Consider the following 15689-nt stretch of genomic DNA (forward strand, 5'->3'; position numbering starts at 1 on the left):
CGAGCGCGGATAAGCCCGCCGTCAGCCCACGGGCCACGTGTGCACGGCGTCCCCGCCGCGCATGTGTTCGGCGTAGCGCAGGGTCATCGCGCGCAGCGCCTCCAACCGGTCCATGCCCTTGGTGTCCCGATAGTGGTGGTACTGCGCGCTCTGCCAGGTCGCCCCGTTGGTGCGCAGTCGGCAGCGCTGCTCGATGATGCCCAGGTACTCGTCCCGCTCGCGCGGATCGATCCCCCACCGGTCCAGGCCCTCGTAGGCACGCGGCAAAAGGTCCTCCAGCACCAGTTCGGTGACCGGGACGGTGCCGTGGCCCGGCCAGTTCAGCCGCGCGTCGATTCCGTACCGGGCACCGGCGTGGAAGTTCTCGGTGGCGACCTCGAACGGCATGCGTTCCCAGACCGGATGCTCGTCGTCCACCAGCGAACGCACCACGCCGTAGTAGAACGCCGCGTTGGCCATGATGTCGACCACGGTCGGCCCGGCCGGCAACACCCGGTTCTCCACCCGCAGATGCGGTTTGCCGCGGGCCACGTCGTAGACCGGGCGATTCCAGCGATAGATCGTGCCGTTGTGCAACTTGAGTTCGCGCAGGTGCGGGACGCCGCCGCGGTCCAGCGCCTCGATCGGGTCCTCGTCGTCGCAGATCGGCAACAACGACGGGAAGTATTTGAGGTTTTCCTCGAACAGGTCCACCACCGAATCGATCCAGCGTTCGCCGAACCAGGTCAGCGGTCGCACACCCTGCGCGATCAGTTCCTCGGGGCGGGTGTCGCACGCTTGCTCGAACAGGATCGGACGGGTCTCGCGCCACAACTCGCGGCCGAACAGGAACGGTGAATTCGCCCCGATTCCGCACTGCACCCCGGTGATGGATTGCGCCGCGTTCCACAGCGCACCGAAATTTTTCGGGGTGACCTGGAGGTGGAACTGCACGGACGTACAGGCGGCCTCGGACACAATCGTGGAGGACGTCGTGTCGAGCCGCTCGACGCCTCCGATATGCAGCCGTATGTCCTCCCCGCGGGCATTGAGGATCTGATCGTTGAGCAGAGTATAGCGGGCGTTGTCGGATATCGTCTCGAACGCCATGTGGGCATCGGTCAGGGTCGGCAGAATACCGATCATCACGATTCGCGCATCGAGTTCCGCGGCCTTGCGGTCGGCGTAGTCCAAACTCGTCCGCAGTTCCTCCACCAATTCGGAGAACACCGGCCCGGTAAGCCGGTGCGGCGGAATGTTGACCTCGATGTTGAACAGACCCAACTCGGTCTGGAAATCCGGGCTGGCGATCCGGCGCAACACCTCGGCATTGCTCATCCGGGGTCGGCCGGCGGCGTCGGCCAGGTTGAGTTCGATCTCGACGCCCATGAGTTTGCGAGCGCTCTCGAACCGGTCCTCGTCCAGCATGCGCTGCAGTGTTTCCAGACAGCGGCGCAACTTGTGCCGGTATCGCTGCCGATCGGATCGGCTGAACTCGGTGACCTCGACCTTTTCGCCCATGAATGCCCCTCCCCCGTGTACCCGACTCCCGCGGAGCCGGTCGAGTGATCGCAATCCGGTACCTGCCGGATCGGGACGACCTGATCGTTCCCGCCGACGTTCTCCCAAACCGATGCATCGGGCCGACATTGGGAACATTACCGATCGACCGTGACGAATCACAGGGGAACCGCAGGGCCGGCAATCACGTCACTGATCACATCGAGGAAGCACCCACCGGTCGATCTTCACCGCTTGCCGGTGATCACCTAGGGTGTCCTCTTGCCGTGGCGGGCGTAGCGAGATCTTGGGGGTTGCCGTGCGGGAGTCGGTTCGGGCACTGCCGATACAGGGACTGCGTTTCCAGGTCGTGATCACGATGATCTCGATACTCGTCTGCGGTGCCCTCATCTGGAATGTCGGCAATGCCGGCCGGTGGTCGGAGGCCGCCGCCTCACCTCGGGCCGCGAATGCGCCCAAGGAGATACAGGCCCCGCCGCTGCCGCCGGGCAACCCGAACGCCCTGGAGCCGGCCACCCCGCCCGCCGCTCCGCCGCCCCCGGTGGATTCCACCCTGGTCTCCAAGGTCAAGGGCGAGGGCAAGCTGGTCGCGCTGACCCTGGACGACGGGCCGTGGCCGGAGTGGACCGACCGGGCCCTCTCGCTGCTGGCCCAGTACGACATCAAGGCCACCTTCTGCATGGTGGGCCAGCAGGCCAAGGACCACCCCGACCTGGTCCGCAAGGTGGTCGCCGCCGGCCACGGGCTGTGCAACCACAGCATGACGCACGACATCAACCTGAAGAAGCGCACGCCGGACGAGATTCGCGGCCAGATGCAACAGACCCTGGACTGGATCCACAAGGCGTCCCCGGGCACCCCCGTGCGCTGGTTCCGCGCGCCGGGCGGCAACTGGTCCGACGAGGTGCGCCAGACCGCCGCGTCGCTGGGCATGGGCTCGTTGCACTGGACGGTGGACACCAACGACTGGCAGAAGGCCGGCGTGGACAAGATGCTGCAGAACGTCCACAGCCAACTGGGCCCGCGCGGCATAATCCTGTGCCACGACGGCGGCGGCGAACGCAGCCAGACGATGGCCATGCTGGAACGCCTCCTCCCCGAACTCAAGTCCGCCGGTTACACCTTCGTCATCCCGTAGCCCCCCAACGCCGGCCCGGCCGGCGTGCGGCCACCACCCGACGACAAGCCCGGACCCACCGACCCGCTCCGGCGTTTGCGGACACCGCCCGACGGCAACCCTCACGCTCCCCGACCCACTCCGGCCCGTCCGGCGTGCGAAGACACCACCCGACGGCAACCGCACGCCCCCAACCGCCCCGGCCCGTACGGCGTTCGAGGAAACCCGCACCCGCGCCGACCCCCGTCCGGCCCAACCGCGCCCATCGGGCACGTGTGTCCGGGCGCCCACCGGGCATGTGTGCCAGGCCCGCACACCCCGCACCCCGGGAGGCCGCCCGATCGACGCCGCCTTGGCCCTCGTGCTGCTCGTGCTGCTGATCGCCGGCAACGGCATGTTCGTCGCCGCCGAGTTCTCCCTGGTCACCGTCGAGCGCGGCAACGTGGCGGCCCGGGCCGAGGCCGGCGATCGAGGTGCGGGCCGGGTGCTGGGCGCACTGCGCACCCTGTCCTTCCAACTGTCCGGCGCCCAGTTGGGCATCACGCTCACCTCGCTGATCGCCGGCTACCTCGCCGAGGCGGCCTTTCGACTGCCCAGGTTCACCGCCCTGGTCCTGGCCTCCGGGTTGCAGATGCTGCTCGGCGAACTCGTGCCCAAGAACGCCGCGATCGCCCGCTCGCTCGGCGTCGCCCGGGTCGCGGGCCCGTTCCAGGTCGGCTTCTCCCGGCTGTGCCGCCCGCTGATCGTGTTCCTCAACGGCTCGGCCAACTTCTTCGTGCGCCGGCTCGGCATCGAGCCGCAGGAGGAGCTGGGCTCGGCCCGCTCGCCCGACGAACTGGGCCAACTGGTCCGGCACTCGGCCCGCGCCGGGGTGTTGCCCGTGAACACCGCCCGGGTGCTGCACCGGACGCTGCGCTTCGCCGACAAGCAGGCCGCCGAGGCGATGACCCCGCGCACCGAGCTGGTCACCCTGCCGGCCGACGCGTCGGTGGGCGAACTGCTGGACACCGCCCGCGCGTGCGGCCACAGCCGGATCCCGGTCCGCGGTCAGGACCTGGACGAGATCGTCGGCGTGGCGGTGCTGCGCGACGCGTTGCGGGTCCCGGCCGCCGATCGGGCGGACACCCCGCTCGCCCGGATCGCCCGCGCCCCGGTCCTGGTGCCGACCTCGCTCGACCTCAAGCGGGCGGTCGAACGGCTGCGCGAGGGTCGGACCCAGTTGGCGATCGTGGTGGACGAGTACGGCGGCACGGCCGGCGTGCTCACCGCCGAGGACCTCGCCGAGGAGCTGGTGGGCGACCTCGCCGACGAGCACGACCCGGCGGACGAGCCGGACGCGCCGCCGCAACGGGTGCCCAGCTCGCGCGTGTTGCGGTTGTCCGGCCTGCTGCGCACGGACGAGGTCGAGGAGGCCAGCGGCTGGCGGTTGCCGGAGGGCGACTACAGCACCCTGGCCGGGTTGATCCTGGCCCGGCTGGGTCGACTGCCCGAGGTCGGCGACCACGTGGACGTGGACGGCCGACGGCTGACCGTGGTGGCGATGGACCGGCACCGGATCGACGAGGTCGAGCTGCGCACGGAGGTCGACTCGTGATCGGCGACCTGCTGCTCTCCCTGGTCCTGCTCGCGGCCAACGCCTTCTTCGTCGGCGCCGAGTTCTCGGTGATCTCGGCCCGCCGCACCCGGATCGCGCCCCAGGCCGAGGCGGGCTCGCGCCGGGCCGCGATGGTACTCACCGCGATGGGCCGGTTGTCCACCATGCTCGCCGCCGCCCAGCTCGGCATCACCGTGGCCTCGCTGGGCCTGGGCGCGGTCGCCGAACCCGCGCTGGCGCACGCCCTGGCCGGCCCGATCCAGGCGAGCGGACTGCCCGGCGGAGCGGTACACGCGATCGCGTTCGTGCTCGCCCTGGCGGTGGTGGTGTTCTGCCACATGGTGCTCGGCGAGATGGTGCCCAAGAACATCGCCCTGGCCGGGCCGGAGGAATGCGCGTTGTGGCTGACCCCGCCGCTGCTGCTGATCGCCCGGCTGACCGCGCCGATCCTGTGGCTGCTCAACCACGCGGCCAACCTGTTCCTGCGCGCCTTTGGGGTGCGGCCGGTGGACGAGGTGCGCAGCGTGTACACGGCCGAGGAACTCCCCGCGCTGCTGGCCGAGTCGCGCGAGCACGACCTGCTCGACGTGCGTGAGCACGACCGGCTCGCCGGCGCCCTGGCGCTGCACTCCAGCCCCGCCGCCTCGGTGATGCGGCCGTGGACCGACGTGGTGGCACTGCCCCGGCCGGTCTCGGCGACGGCCCTGGAGGAGGTCGCGGTGCGCACCGGCCTGTCCCGCTTCCCGGTTCTGGACCCGGCCGCGCGGCCGGTGGGCTACGTGCACGTGCTCGACGTGCTGGCCCCCGAGGCCGACGGTTCGGTGCCGATCTATCCCCTCGTCACGGTCGGCCCGGACGCCATGCTGACCAGCCTGTTGGCCCGCATGCGCGGTTCCCGTACCCACCTGGCCCTGGTCGGCGAGCCGGGCGCGGTGCCGCTGGGCCTGGTCACGCTCGACGACGTGATGTCCTCATTGTTCCCCTGATCGAGATCGTTCCAAAAGGTCTTCAAACGGGTGTCAGTTCGCAATACACCGTTACTTTTCGAAGCCGTTTCGGTACAATGCGCTGACCGGCCCTGCCGGGTCCCTCTGTACGCCGCCGGGTCGTCCCCCGGCCGGATACCCGGTTCCCCACTGCACAGCGCCGCTTTCCCCTCCCCGGATTCTCCGGGTTTTTGGACTCCTGCATCGAAATGAGGCGGTCTCATGGTCCTGCGTGTGCCCGAGGCTCCCGAGTCGGCCCGTCGAGCGGCCCGAGCCGTGCTCGAATCCCGCACCCTGCTCCCGGCCGACTGCCGCGCCGATCAAGCCGCGCTCACGGCCGGATTCCCGCACCGCGTCTTCGAGATCGACCTGCACGACCTGGTCGCCGATCAGGGCGTACGCAGCGCCCGCCCGGTGGGTTGGCGCTGGCTCATGTGGTCCGACGACACGGTCGTCGGCGGCATCGAGGTCCGCCCCGACCCGACCGGTCACGGCGTCGGCCGATTCGTCGAGGGACCGTTCACCGTCGCCACCGCGCCGGCCGCCGCGGCGGCCCGGGCGCTCCCGCAGACGGTGCTCCGCCGCGACGAGGCGCGCCTGCTGAACGTGCCCGGGATGTACATGGTCGCGCTGTGGTTGGCCGACGAGGCGGGCGGTGTGGACCTGCTGATCCCGCTCGCGCCGGCGCCGTGCGGAGTGCAGGCGCTGCGCTGCTACACCGCGGCCGAACTGGCCGGCGTACTGGCCGTGCGCACCCGCCGGCCGGCCGCCGTGGGGGCTCCGGAAAGCTGATCACACCCCGCCGTTCACACGTGTGGTCACATCTTGGGCGCAGTCGGGTGAGAACTGCGAGAAGTCCTGCGCGCGGGCCTTTCGAGGCGGACACTGTGAGCTGCCGGGCAAGGCTGCCCGACGCGCTCCGCGCAGACACCGAGAAGGTACGAGGATGTGCCAGCACCGACCGCATTGCCCACCGGCGGACAGTCCCGATCGTGAGGCCGCCGCCGTTGTGGCCGCCCATTTCGAACAGGGATGGAGCCTGCTCTGCAACGGCGTCGTCCTGTTCGAGGACACGGGCGAACTGCTGCCGGACGGACGCACCATCGCCCCGCACCGCCCCCGTGTGGGGTTGGTTTCGGCGGCCTGATCCGTTCGCACGGCCCCATCGAGCCGGAGGTCTCCTCGGAAGGGCCTCCGGCTCTCGCCTGCCCCGAGCCGGGCGCGCCGCCTTCCCGGTACAGTCCGAGCGGCGACAAGCCGTACCGCGACGACACGAGGTCGAGCGCGACGACGACTGGGAGTTCCATCCCCATGGGCACTGGCGGCACCCCTCGGCCCGGCCGCCCGCGTGATCCACGCACCGACGAACTGATCCTGGCCGCGGCCCGCGAACTGGTCGCCGCGCAGGGCTACAACCGGGTCAGCATCGACGCCGTCGCCCGTCGGGCGGGCGTGACCAGGCCGACCGTGTACCGCCGCTGGCCCTCGAAGGCGCACCTGGTGCACGAGGCGGTCTACCCGGCTCGCGAGATGAGCTTTCGGCCGCTGCCGCACGAGGACTTCGCGACCGGCGTGCTGCGCTTCGCCGAGGCCGCGCTCGAATCGTTCCGTCGCCCGGAGACCGCGGCCGCGGTGCCCGGGCTGCTCGCCGAGTACCGCGACCAGCCCGAGCTCAAGGAACTGCTGGTGGCCCGGATGGATCCGGTCCGGGCGATCTTCCGGGCCTTCGTGGCGGACGCGGTGGCCCGCGGCCAGGCCCGCCCGGACGTGGACGCCGATCTGCTCTTCGAATCGCTCAGCGGCGCGTTGATGTTCGGTGTCCTGGGCAGCGATCTGGCCGCCAAGCCGGGTTTCGCCGCCTCGGTGGCGCACCTGCTGACCCACGGCGCGGCCCGCCCCTGATCGGGAGCGGACCGCACGCCGCTCGGATCAGTTGTTGCCGTACGCCTCGATCGGCGGGCACGAGCAGACCAGGTTGCGGTCGCCCTGGGCGCCGTCGATCCGGCGCACCGGCGGCCAGTACTTCTCGGCCGGCACCACACCGGCCGGGAAGACCGCCTCCTCGCGGGTGTAGGCGTGCGCCCACTCGCCGGCGAGCAGCGCGGCGGTGTGCGGCGCGTTGGCGAGCGGGTTGTCGTCGGCGGGCAGCTCACCCGACGCGACCCGGTCGATCTCGCCCTTGATCGCGATCATCGCGTCGCAGAACCGGTCGATCTCGTGCAGGTTCTCGCTTTCCGTCGGCTCGATCATCAGCGTGCCGGGCACCGGGAACGACATGGTCGGCGCGTGGAAGCCGTAGTCGATCAGCCGCTTGGCGACGTCGTCGACGCTGACCCCGGTGGTCTTGGTGATCCCGCGCACGTCGATGATGCACTCGTGCGCCACCAGGCCGTTCGGTCCGGTGTAGAGCACCGGGAAGTGCGGTGCGAGCCGCTTGGCGATGTAGTTGGCGCCCAGCACCGCGACCTGGGTGGCCTCCTTGAGCCCGTCCGGGCCCATCAGCCGCAGGTACGTCCACGGAATCGGCAGGATCGCCGCCGAGCCCCACGGAGCCGCCGAGATCGGCCCCACGCCGGTCTCCGGGCCGGCGGTGGGCTGGAGCGGGTGATTGGGCAGGTACGGCGCCAGATGCGCGCGCACCGCGACCGGGCCGACCCCCGGACCGCCGCCGCCGTGCGGGATGCAGAACGTCTTGTGCAGGTTCAGGTGCGACACGTCGGCGCCGATCGCACCGCCCGGCTGGGCCAGCCCGACCAGCGCGTTGAGGTTCGCGCCGTCCACGTAGACCTGGCCGCCGGCCTCGTGCACGGCCGCACAGACCTCCTCGATGCCCTCCTCGAACACGCCGTGCGTGGACGGGTAGGTCACCATCAGCACCGCGAGCGTGTCCCGGTGCAGGTCGATCTTCGCGTGCAGGTCGGCCAGGTCCACGTCGCCGTTCTCGCCGGTCTTGACCACCACGACGCGCATGCCCGCCATCACCGCGCTGGCCGCGTTGGTGCCGTGCGCGGAGGAGGGGATCAGGCACACGTCGCGGGCGGTGTCACCGTTGGCGTGGTGGTAGGCGCGCACCGCGAGCAGGCCCGCCAGCTCGCCCTGCGAACCGGCGTTGGGCTGGAGCGAGACCTTGGCGTAGCCGGTGATCCGGGCCAGCGATTCGGCCAGACCGTCGATCAGCTCCAGGTATCCGGCGGCCTGATCCACCGGTGCGAAGGGGTGCAGGTCGGCGAACTCGGGCCAGGTGATCGGTTCCATCTCGACCGTGGCGTTGAGCTTCATCGTGCACGAGCCGAGCGGGATCATGCCCCGGTCGAGCGCGTAGTCCTTGTCCGCGAGCCGCTTGAGGTAACGCAGCATGTCGGTCTCGGAACGGTGCGTGTGGAAGACCGGGTGGGTCAGGAACCCGGTGTCGCGCAGCAGCGCGGTGGGCAGCGCGTCGACGGTGTCCGCGTCCAGCGCGGCCACGTCGCCGGTGACCCCGAACGCGCCCCAGACGGCCTCGACATGCGCCCGCAGGGTGGTCTCGTCGCAGGTGATCCCCACGTGGTCGGCATCCACCGGGCGCAGGTTGATCCCGGCCGCACGGGCCGCCGCGAGCACCTCCTCGGCCCGACCCGGCACCCGCGCCGTGACGGTGTCGAAGAAGTCGCCGTGCACGACCTCGACGCCGCCCGCCCGCAGCCCGGCCGCGAGTACGGCCGCGTACCGGTGGGTGCGCCGCGCGATCGAGGTGAGCCCGTCCGGCCCGTGGTAGACCGCGTACATGCCGGCCATCACGGCCAGCAGGACCTGCGCCGTGCAGATGTTGCTGGTCGCCTTCTCCCGGCGGATGTGCTGTTCGCGGGTCTGCAGCGCGAGCCGGTAGGCGGGCGCGCCGTCGGCGTCCACGGACACCCCGACCAGCCGGCCCGGCATGCTGCGGGTGAGCTTCTCGCGGACCGCCAGGTAGCCCGCGTGCGGACCGCCGAAGGCCATCGGCACGCCGAATCGCTGCGTGGTGCCGACCGCGATGTCGGCGCCCAGCACGCCGGGCGCGCGCAGCACGGTGAGCGCGAGCAGGTCGGCGGCGACCGCCACCAGCGCGCCCTGGGCGTGTGCCGCCTCGATCACCGGGGTCAGGTCGCGGACCCGGCCGTCGGCGCCGGGGTACTGCAGCAACACGCCGAAGCAGCCGCCCTCGGGCAGCCCGTCGGTGGTGTCGGCGACCACGACCTCGATACCCAGCGCCCGGGCCCGGGTGCGCACCACCGCGATGGTCTGCGGCAGCGTGGCCGCGTCCACGACGAACACGTCGCTCTTGGCCCGGCCGGCCCGCCGGGCCAGGGTCATCGCCTCGGCGGCGGCGGTGGCCTCGTCGAGCAGCGAGGCACCGGCCACGTCCAGCCCGGTCAGGTCGGTGACCACGGTCTGGAAGTTGAGCAGCGCCTCCAACCGGCCCTGCGAGATCTCCGGCTGGTAGGGCGTGTAGGCGGTGTACCAGGCGGGGTTCTCCAGCACGTTGCGGGTGATCACCGGCGGAGTGAAGGTGCCGTGGTAGCCGAGCCCGATCATCGAGGTCAGCACGCTGTTGCGGGAGGCCAACTCGCGCAGTTCGGCGAGCACCTCGGCCTCGGAGCGCGCGGCGGGCAGTTCGAAGCCCTCCAGCGCGCGGATCGCGGCGGGCACCGCCGCGTCGGTCAGCTCGTCCAGGGATCCGTAGCCGATCGCGGCGAGCATCTTCGCCTGCTCGTCGGTGTCCGGACCGATGTGCCGGCCGGTGAACGGCGACGCGGCCTCCAGGCCGGTCAACGAGCCGGGACCGGAGGGGAGTACGGCGTGAGCACGCGTCGGGGCAGGGGTGCGCGGGGTCATCGCGAAAGGCCTCCTGGATCGCTCCTGGACGGACACGCGGGTCGCGCGTCCACCGGCCTCCCCCTCTGTCATCGGTACCTGAGAGCTTCACCGCGCCCGGAGCACCGGTCGAACCGGTTCCCGCGGGCGCGATTTGCACCGTCGGCGAGGACCCGACCCGACTCGGCGAGCCACGTACGGATCCTGCTTTCCAGAGTGCCCACGACCACGCGGTACGGGTGCCTGAGAGATTCCGGGGAGGAGTTGCTCCTTCGGCGCCTCGTGTGCACGACACGAGGACTCTCCCGCGCGAACGTAATGGGCGACCTCAACGGTATCAGCGTGACACCGGCCGCGGCCTGCGCACTAGGCGTAGGTCACAGTGGTGGTCGGGTAGCCCAGGGAGCGCATCATGCCCTGGAGCATGCCGGTGGTGTTCCGCTCCGCGCGCTCCACCAGTCCGGCGGTTTTCGCCGCGTCGTCGATCTTCTTGGTCGCGAGCACGTACAACTGTTGCTGATCGCCGGGATTGCCGGAGAAGAAGTCGCCCATGCGGTCGAACAGGCCCCGATCCTGGGCGATCACGTGGCTGTTCTTCTGGTCCAGCGCGGCGGGCGCGAGCCGCGCGTGCGGGAGCCTGATGGTCACGCTCTTGTCCTGCGGCGAGGTCCGGATCGCGTCCTGGCCGATCCCGCCGAATTCGACGAAACCGCCGACCTGGCCGACGCCGACGAACAGCGTGCGCTGGCCGCGCACGGCGTCCGGCAGGAACTTGGCGTCCTTTTCCAGGTCCACCACGACCTGGAAGGTGCCGCTGACCGCCTCGTAGCGGCTGAGGTCCTGCACCGCCTTGAGCATCACCGGCCCACTGTGGTCCTTGGTGGTCTCGCCGAACGGATTGAATTTGCCGGGTAACAGGTTGACCAGGCCGACCAGCACCAGCGCCAGCACGATGAAGCCGACCAGCAGCGTGACCAGGAAGGCCGGCAGTCCGAGCCTGCGGCGAGCCGATCGAAAGGCACCCTGCCCTCGTATCGGCCGCTCTTTGACATCAGTCATGGTGGGGACACCCCCGAGGAGTCGTCTGCCCGGCGCCTGCCCCGGATCGACGCGGCTATCCCCGGTCGAGCGCGGGCAGCGGAATCGGTTCCCCCGGTCGCAGCGCCGGATCGGTGATCGCGAACGTGCGCACCCGACCCGGCCGTCCGCCCGGCACCTCGAAACGCACGGTGACCCGGCCGACGCCGCTGCCCTGGACCCAGCCGGGCCCGAACTCCTCGTGCAGCACGTCCTGGCCCGGCGACCAGGAGACCCGCTCCGGCTCGGCCGCCGCGGGCACTTCCGGGTCGCTCACCGGGTCCTCCTCGACCACTTCCCCGGGCCCGGGCCCGGCCGCGCCGAACAGGTCCTGCTGGGCGAAGTCGGCCAGGCCGCTCACCCCCACCCCGAGCAGCCGCACCCCGCCGGTGACGTCCACCTGGGCGGCCAGTCGGCGGATCGTCTCGCGCACCACGCCCGGATCGTCGGTGGGCCCGCGCAGCGTCTCCGAGCGGGTCAGCGTGCCGAAGTCGTAGCGGCGCAGCTTGAGCACGATCGTGCGCCCGGAGCGCCCGGCGGCGCGCAACCGCTCCACGCACCGGATCGAGAGCCGGTCCAACTCGCGGGAGATGCGCTCGCGGTCCACCAGGTCGGTGGCGAAGGTGTCCTCCACCGACACCGATTTGGCGTCCCGGTCGGCGACCACGGGGCGGGCGTCCAGTCCGGCGGCCAGCACGTGCAGGCCGTGTCCGTGCGCCTGGCCGAGCAGTCGTACCAGTTCGCTCTCGTCGACGGCGGCCAGGTCGGCCACGGTGTCCAGGCCGGCCCGACGCAGCACGTCGCCGGTGGCCGGCCCGACCCCGGGCAGCGCGCGCACCGGCAGCGGGTCCAGCATCGCCCGCTCGGTGCCGGGAGCCACCACGCACAGCCCGTCCGGCTTGTCCGCCTCGGACGCGATCTTGGCCAGCAGCTTGGAGGTGGCCGCGCCGACGGAGCAGGTCAGCCCGGTGGCCGCGTGGATGTCGGCGCGCAGGCGCACGGCGATCGCGGTGACCCGCTCGGTGTCCAGCGTGCCGCCGTGCGGGCCCGCCTCCAGGTCGACGAACGCCTCGTCCAGGCTGAGTGGCTCCACCAGCGGCGACAGCCGGTGCAGCAGCTCCATCACGGTGTCGCTGACCTGCCGGTAGAGCGCGAAGCGCGGGCTGAGGAAGGCGGCGTTGGGGCAGCGTCGGCGGGCCTCGCCGATCGACATCGCCGAGTGCACGCCGAACACCCGGGCCTGATAGGAGGCGGTGGCCACCACACCGCGTGCGCCGATGCCGCCGACGATCACCGCCTTGCCGGCCAGGCTGGGCTTGGCGACCTGCTCGACCGACGCGTAGAACGCGTCCATGTCGAGATGGAGGATGCCCGGCGCGTGTCTCACACCGGGCAATGATGACGCACGGGACCGACATCGGCCCGCGTCGGCTCGCTCGGGGCGCTCGCTCAGTCGCTCAGGGCGCGGCGGATCTCGTCGTTCCTCGGATCGTGTGCCCGCGGATCCGGTCGGAACACGATCTGCCCGGTCGCCTTGACCGCGGCGAGCACCTCGCGTCCGGTGCCGTACACGGTGGGCCCGACGTGGCCCCACGTGAAGGACTCGTCCGGAACGCCGTACGCGGATATTCCGGCGGCCTTGCACAGCCCGAGCGCACGCCGCAGATGGAAGCTCTGCGTGACCACGATGACCCGGTCGATCCCGTAGACGCGCTTCGCGCGAATGCAGGATTCCCAGGTGGAGAATCCCGATTCGTCGGTCACGATCCGGTGTTGCGGTATTCCACGCTCCGCGAGGTAGCGCCGCATCACCCCGGTCTCGTCGTAGCGGTTGCCGCCGCCGTCGCCACTGACCAGGATCACCCGGGTCCGGCCGGTCCGGTACAACCCGAGTGCCACGTCCAGCCGGCGGGCCAGCAGATCGGACGGCCGGTCCCCGTGCACACCCGCGCCGAGCACCATCGTGACGTCCTGATACGGCACGTTCGCCGGCGTGCGCACCCGTCCCCCGGCGTACAGGTGCAGCCCCGTGATCGGGGCCAGGCCGGCCACGGTGAGCAGGACGGCGGCCTGGTAACCGCGTCGTTGGGCGCGCCGCGAACGCGGCAGGGTCGGCCGGCGAATGATCACGTCCATGGGGACGTCCTGCCCGGCGGACCGGTTCCCATCCGCCTCGGGCGCCTCGGACCCGCCTCAGACCGCCTTGTCGCGCCGCCTGCGCGCCAATTCGTCACCCGGATGGACCTGCGCGATCGACTCCCCGGAGCCGGTGTGCTCGCCCTGGAGCTGCGCGAGCGAGCCCTCGACCTCGCGCCACACCGCCCCCACGGCGATCCCGAAGACCCCCTGCCCGCCCTGCACCAGGTCGATCACCTCGTCGTACGACGTGCACTCGTACACGCTGGCGCCGTCGCTCATCAGCGTCATCCCGGCCAGGTCGCCGATGCCGCGACCGCGCAGGTGGGCCACCGCGATCCGGATGTTCTGCAGCGAGACGCCGGTGTCCAGGAGCCGCTTGACGATCTTGAGCACCAGGATGTCGCGGAAGCCGTACAGGCGTTGGGTGCCCGAGCCGTGAGCCGGGCGGACGGTGGGCTCGACCAGACCGGTGCGCGCCCAGTAGTCGAGTTGGCGGTAGGTGATGCCGGCCGCCGCGCAGGCCGTCGGGCCTCGATAGCCGACATCCTCCGACGGGGTGCCGGCGGGCGGGACATCCTGCCGCCGGGGGCCCGCACCGGGGTCGGTCGCCGGCAGAGGACGTGCCGTGCGGGCGCGTTCCGCCGCCGTGATGTCGCCGGTGCTGCTCACGCCGACCTCCCTTTCGTCTCCCCGCGCCCGGGTACGGCGCGGAGAGTCTCTTCAGTCCCGGGCCGCAGGCGGCGAGGTGCAACGCGCAGGGGTCATCCCGGAACTGTCGTTTTCGACGGTAGGCAGTCACCAACAGCGCGTCAACGACCGCGCCGTTCGGCACGCCGAGTGACGCTCCTCGCACGAGTGGTTTGAAGCCGCGTTCCAGGGGTAGATCTGGCCACTTTGCGGCCGATCGAAACGGATCACGAACCGAACGAGTCGGATCGACCTCGTCCGTCGGCGCGTCGTGGTCCGCGGCGCGGCGGCCGGCCGGCGGCGCGTCCGAACGCAAAGAACCGCCGACCATGCCCCTCGCCGGGACGGCGGGCGAGACGGTCGGCGGCTTCGGACGCGCACCGGGCCGGGCGGGCCGGCTATTGGCTCGTGGTGCCGAAGTCCTCGGGCGAGATGTCGTTCAGGAATTCCCTGAACTTCTCGATCTCGTCCTCCTGCTCGTTGGGGATCACGATGCCCGCCTCGTCCAGGACCGCGTCGCTGCCGACGATCGACGTCCCGGTCCGCAGCGCGAGCGCGATCGCGTCCGACGGGCGCGCGCTGACCTCCACGCCGCCGGAGAAGACCAGCTCGGCGTAGAACACGCCCTCGCGCAGGTCGGTGATCCGGATCTGGGTCAATTCCTGTCCCAACGCCTCCAGCACGTCCCGGAAGAGATCGTGCGTCAGAGGACGCGCGGGTACCACGCCCTGTTGGGCGAACGCGATGGCTGTCGCCTCTACCGGGCCGATCCAGATGGGGAGATAACGATCGCCCCCCGTCTCCCGTAGGAGCACGATCGGCTGGTTAGAGGGCATCTCCACCCGGACGCCCACAACCTCTAGCTCGTTCACATCGCCACACTAGCGCGCCCGACTGTCGGTCACCGATCCCCGGGGGCCGAATAGGTCGGGGATTCGTCGTTTTTTCTTCGTGACGCGGCGTGCCCGCCCCCGGTGCGCCGGGCGGGCGAAATCACTCTCGGCCGCACGCCGGGTCGTTCAGCGGCCCAGCCGGGGCGCGAGCGCGGTGGTGACCAGGACGGTGTGCAGCCGCGAGGTGAGCGCGAGCAGATCGCGCACGGTCTCCTCGGCGCCCGCCTTGGCCCGCGCGCCCCGGCGGTGCAGCAGCGGCGCGACGATCTGTTCGACCAGCGCGGCCTCGCGGTCCGCGGCGGCCTTGGTCTGGCGCAGGTGTCGCGGTTCGACGCCGTAGCGGCCCAGCGCGGCCACCAACCGGGCCACCACCAGCGCGTCGCCGTCGTAGACCACCGCGTGCTCGCCGTCGGTGTCGCCGGGGCGCGGACGGTGCGGCTGGATCAGGCCGAACTCCTCCAGCCGCGCCAGGTCCACGTCCTGGATGCCGGCTGCGGCGATCAGGCCCGGCCGGTCGAGCAGCACCATGGTGGCGTCCCGGCCGGCCGAACCCGGATCGCCGTCGGCGTCCTCGGATCGCTCGGATTCGGCCGGGGTCGGGCCGGCCGGTTCGAGACCGCGATCCATCGCGTCGAGCTGATCCTTGATCACCCGAAGCGGCAGATAGCGGTCGCGCTGCACGCGCAGCACATAACGCAGTCGTTCGATGTCGGCGGCGCCGAACTTGCGATAGCCCGAAGGGCTCCGCTGCGGCTCGATGAGCCCTTCCGCCTCGAGGAACCGGATCTTGGAGATGCTGATGTCCGGAAACTCGGGACGCAGCAGGGTCAACACCCCGCCGATGCTCAAGGAGACCGATCCGGCCG

General features: G+C 71.1%; 14 protein-coding genes and 1 riboswitch. Of the genes, 6 read left to right on the plus strand and 8 right to left on the minus strand.

The window, feature by feature from the left end; all coding sequences use genetic code 11:
* Positions 1-21 precede the first annotated feature (21 nt).
* Positions 22-1500 carry a glutamate--cysteine ligase gene (locus ACH4U8_RS19880; protein ID WP_395779061.1) on the minus strand — a complete coding sequence of 493 codons (1479 nt, stop codon included), beginning with the start codon at positions 1498-1500 and terminating at the stop codon, positions 22-24.
* 298 nt (positions 1501-1798) lie between these two features.
* Between ACH4U8_RS19880 and ACH4U8_RS19885 the strand changes: the two genes are divergently transcribed.
* From ACH4U8_RS19885 to ACH4U8_RS19910, 6 genes are all read left to right on the plus strand, one after another.
* Positions 1799-2638, plus strand: coding sequence for a polysaccharide deacetylase family protein (locus tag ACH4U8_RS19885; RefSeq protein WP_360306171.1), 840 nt, complete (start codon positions 1799-1801; stop codon positions 2636-2638).
* Between the two features lie 340 nt (positions 2639-2978).
* A complete protein-coding gene (locus tag ACH4U8_RS19890) occupies positions 2979-4211 on the plus strand; it encodes a hemolysin family protein (protein ID WP_395779526.1) in 1233 nt (410 codons plus the stop codon).
* The gene (locus ACH4U8_RS19895) at positions 4208-5197 is read left to right on the plus strand and encodes a hemolysin family protein (RefSeq protein ID WP_395779063.1); all 990 of its coding nucleotides are present in this window, start codon (positions 4208-4210) and stop codon (positions 5195-5197) included. The genes ACH4U8_RS19890 and ACH4U8_RS19895 overlap by 4 nt, the downstream gene beginning before the upstream one ends.
* A gap of 222 nt (positions 5198-5419) precedes the next feature.
* Positions 5420-5989: a hypothetical protein gene (locus ACH4U8_RS19900; RefSeq protein ID WP_360306175.1), complete on the plus strand. Its 570-nt coding sequence runs from the start codon at positions 5420-5422 to the stop codon at positions 5987-5989.
* A 154-nt stretch (positions 5990-6143) separates the two neighbouring features.
* Positions 6144-6344 (plus strand): DUF5999 family protein, encoded by a 201-nt coding sequence (locus tag ACH4U8_RS19905; RefSeq protein WP_078978673.1) that lies wholly within the window; start codon positions 6144-6146, stop codon positions 6342-6344.
* A 164-nt stretch (positions 6345-6508) separates the two neighbouring features.
* On the plus strand, positions 6509-7099 hold the full coding sequence (locus ACH4U8_RS19910; RefSeq protein ID WP_360306177.1) for a TetR/AcrR family transcriptional regulator: 591 nt from the start codon (positions 6509-6511) through the stop codon (positions 7097-7099).
* A gap of 27 nt (positions 7100-7126) precedes the next feature.
* Here the strand turns inward: ACH4U8_RS19910 and gcvP are convergent, their stop codons facing one another.
* The 7 genes from gcvP to ACH4U8_RS19945 all read right to left on the minus strand — a co-directional run bounded on the left by gcvP (position 7127) and on the right by ACH4U8_RS19945 (position 15672).
* A complete protein-coding gene (gene gcvP / locus ACH4U8_RS19915; protein WP_360306179.1) occupies positions 7127-10048 on the minus strand; it encodes an aminomethyl-transferring glycine dehydrogenase in 2922 nt (973 codons plus the stop codon).
* Between the two features lie 200 nt (positions 10049-10248).
* A riboswitch (glycine riboswitch) is annotated at positions 10249-10345 on the minus strand.
* A gap of 48 nt (positions 10346-10393) precedes the next feature.
* The gene (locus ACH4U8_RS19920) at positions 10394-11086 is read right to left on the minus strand and encodes a DUF4230 domain-containing protein (RefSeq protein ID WP_360306181.1); all 693 of its coding nucleotides are present in this window, start codon (positions 11084-11086) and stop codon (positions 10394-10396) included.
* A 55-nt stretch (positions 11087-11141) separates the two neighbouring features.
* Positions 11142-12491 carry a DNA polymerase IV gene (locus tag ACH4U8_RS19925; protein ID WP_395779065.1) on the minus strand — a complete coding sequence of 450 codons (1350 nt, stop codon included), beginning with the start codon at positions 12489-12491 and terminating at the stop codon, positions 11142-11144.
* Between the two features lie 62 nt (positions 12492-12553).
* Entirely contained in the window at positions 12554-13240 is a 687-nt protein-coding gene (locus ACH4U8_RS19930; RefSeq protein ID WP_395779067.1) for a vancomycin high temperature exclusion protein, read from the minus strand.
* Between the two features lie 57 nt (positions 13241-13297).
* Positions 13298-13912 (minus strand): MerR family transcriptional regulator, encoded by a 615-nt coding sequence (locus tag ACH4U8_RS19935; protein ID WP_360306187.1) that lies wholly within the window; start codon positions 13910-13912, stop codon positions 13298-13300.
* A 416-nt stretch (positions 13913-14328) separates the two neighbouring features.
* Complete coding sequence (locus tag ACH4U8_RS19940; protein ID WP_020548711.1) at positions 14329-14802, minus strand: bifunctional nuclease family protein; 474 nt, start codon at positions 14800-14802, stop codon at positions 14329-14331.
* Positions 14803-14949: 147 nt separating this feature from the next.
* A complete protein-coding gene (locus tag ACH4U8_RS19945) occupies positions 14950-15672 on the minus strand; it encodes a MerR family transcriptional regulator (protein WP_379988731.1) in 723 nt (240 codons plus the stop codon).
* Between the last annotated feature and the right edge of the window lie 17 nt (positions 15673-15689).

It is taken from the genome of Embleya sp. NPDC020886, from assembly GCF_044333915.1.
In the GTDB taxonomy this organism is placed as follows: domain Bacteria; phylum Actinomycetota; class Actinomycetes; order Streptomycetales; family Streptomycetaceae; genus Embleya.

Bases quoted from the DNA above. Each gene is read 5' to 3' on its own strand.
- ACH4U8_RS19880 (WP_395779061.1), bottom strand. From the start codon at position 1,500: ATGGGCGAAAAGGTCGAGGTCACCGAGTTCAGCCGATCCGATCGGCAG.
- ACH4U8_RS19900 (WP_360306175.1), top strand. From the start codon at position 5,420: ATGGTCCTGCGTGTGCCCGAGGCTCCCGAGTCGGCCCGTCGAGCGGCC.
- ACH4U8_RS19905 (WP_078978673.1), top strand. From the start codon at position 6,144: ATGTGCCAGCACCGACCGCATTGCCCACCGGCGGACAGTCCCGATCGT.
- ACH4U8_RS19910 (WP_360306177.1), top strand. From the start codon at position 6,509: ATGGGCACTGGCGGCACCCCTCGGCCCGGCCGCCCGCGTGATCCACGC.
- gcvP (WP_360306179.1), bottom strand. From the start codon at position 10,048: ATGACCCCGCGCACCCCTGCCCCGACGCGTGCTCACGCCGTACTCCCC.
- ACH4U8_RS19920 (WP_360306181.1), bottom strand. From the start codon at position 11,086: ATGACTGATGTCAAAGAGCGGCCGATACGAGGGCAGGGTGCCTTTCGA.
- ACH4U8_RS19930 (WP_395779067.1), bottom strand. From the start codon at position 13,240: ATGGACGTGATCATTCGCCGGCCGACCCTGCCGCGTTCGCGGCGCGCC.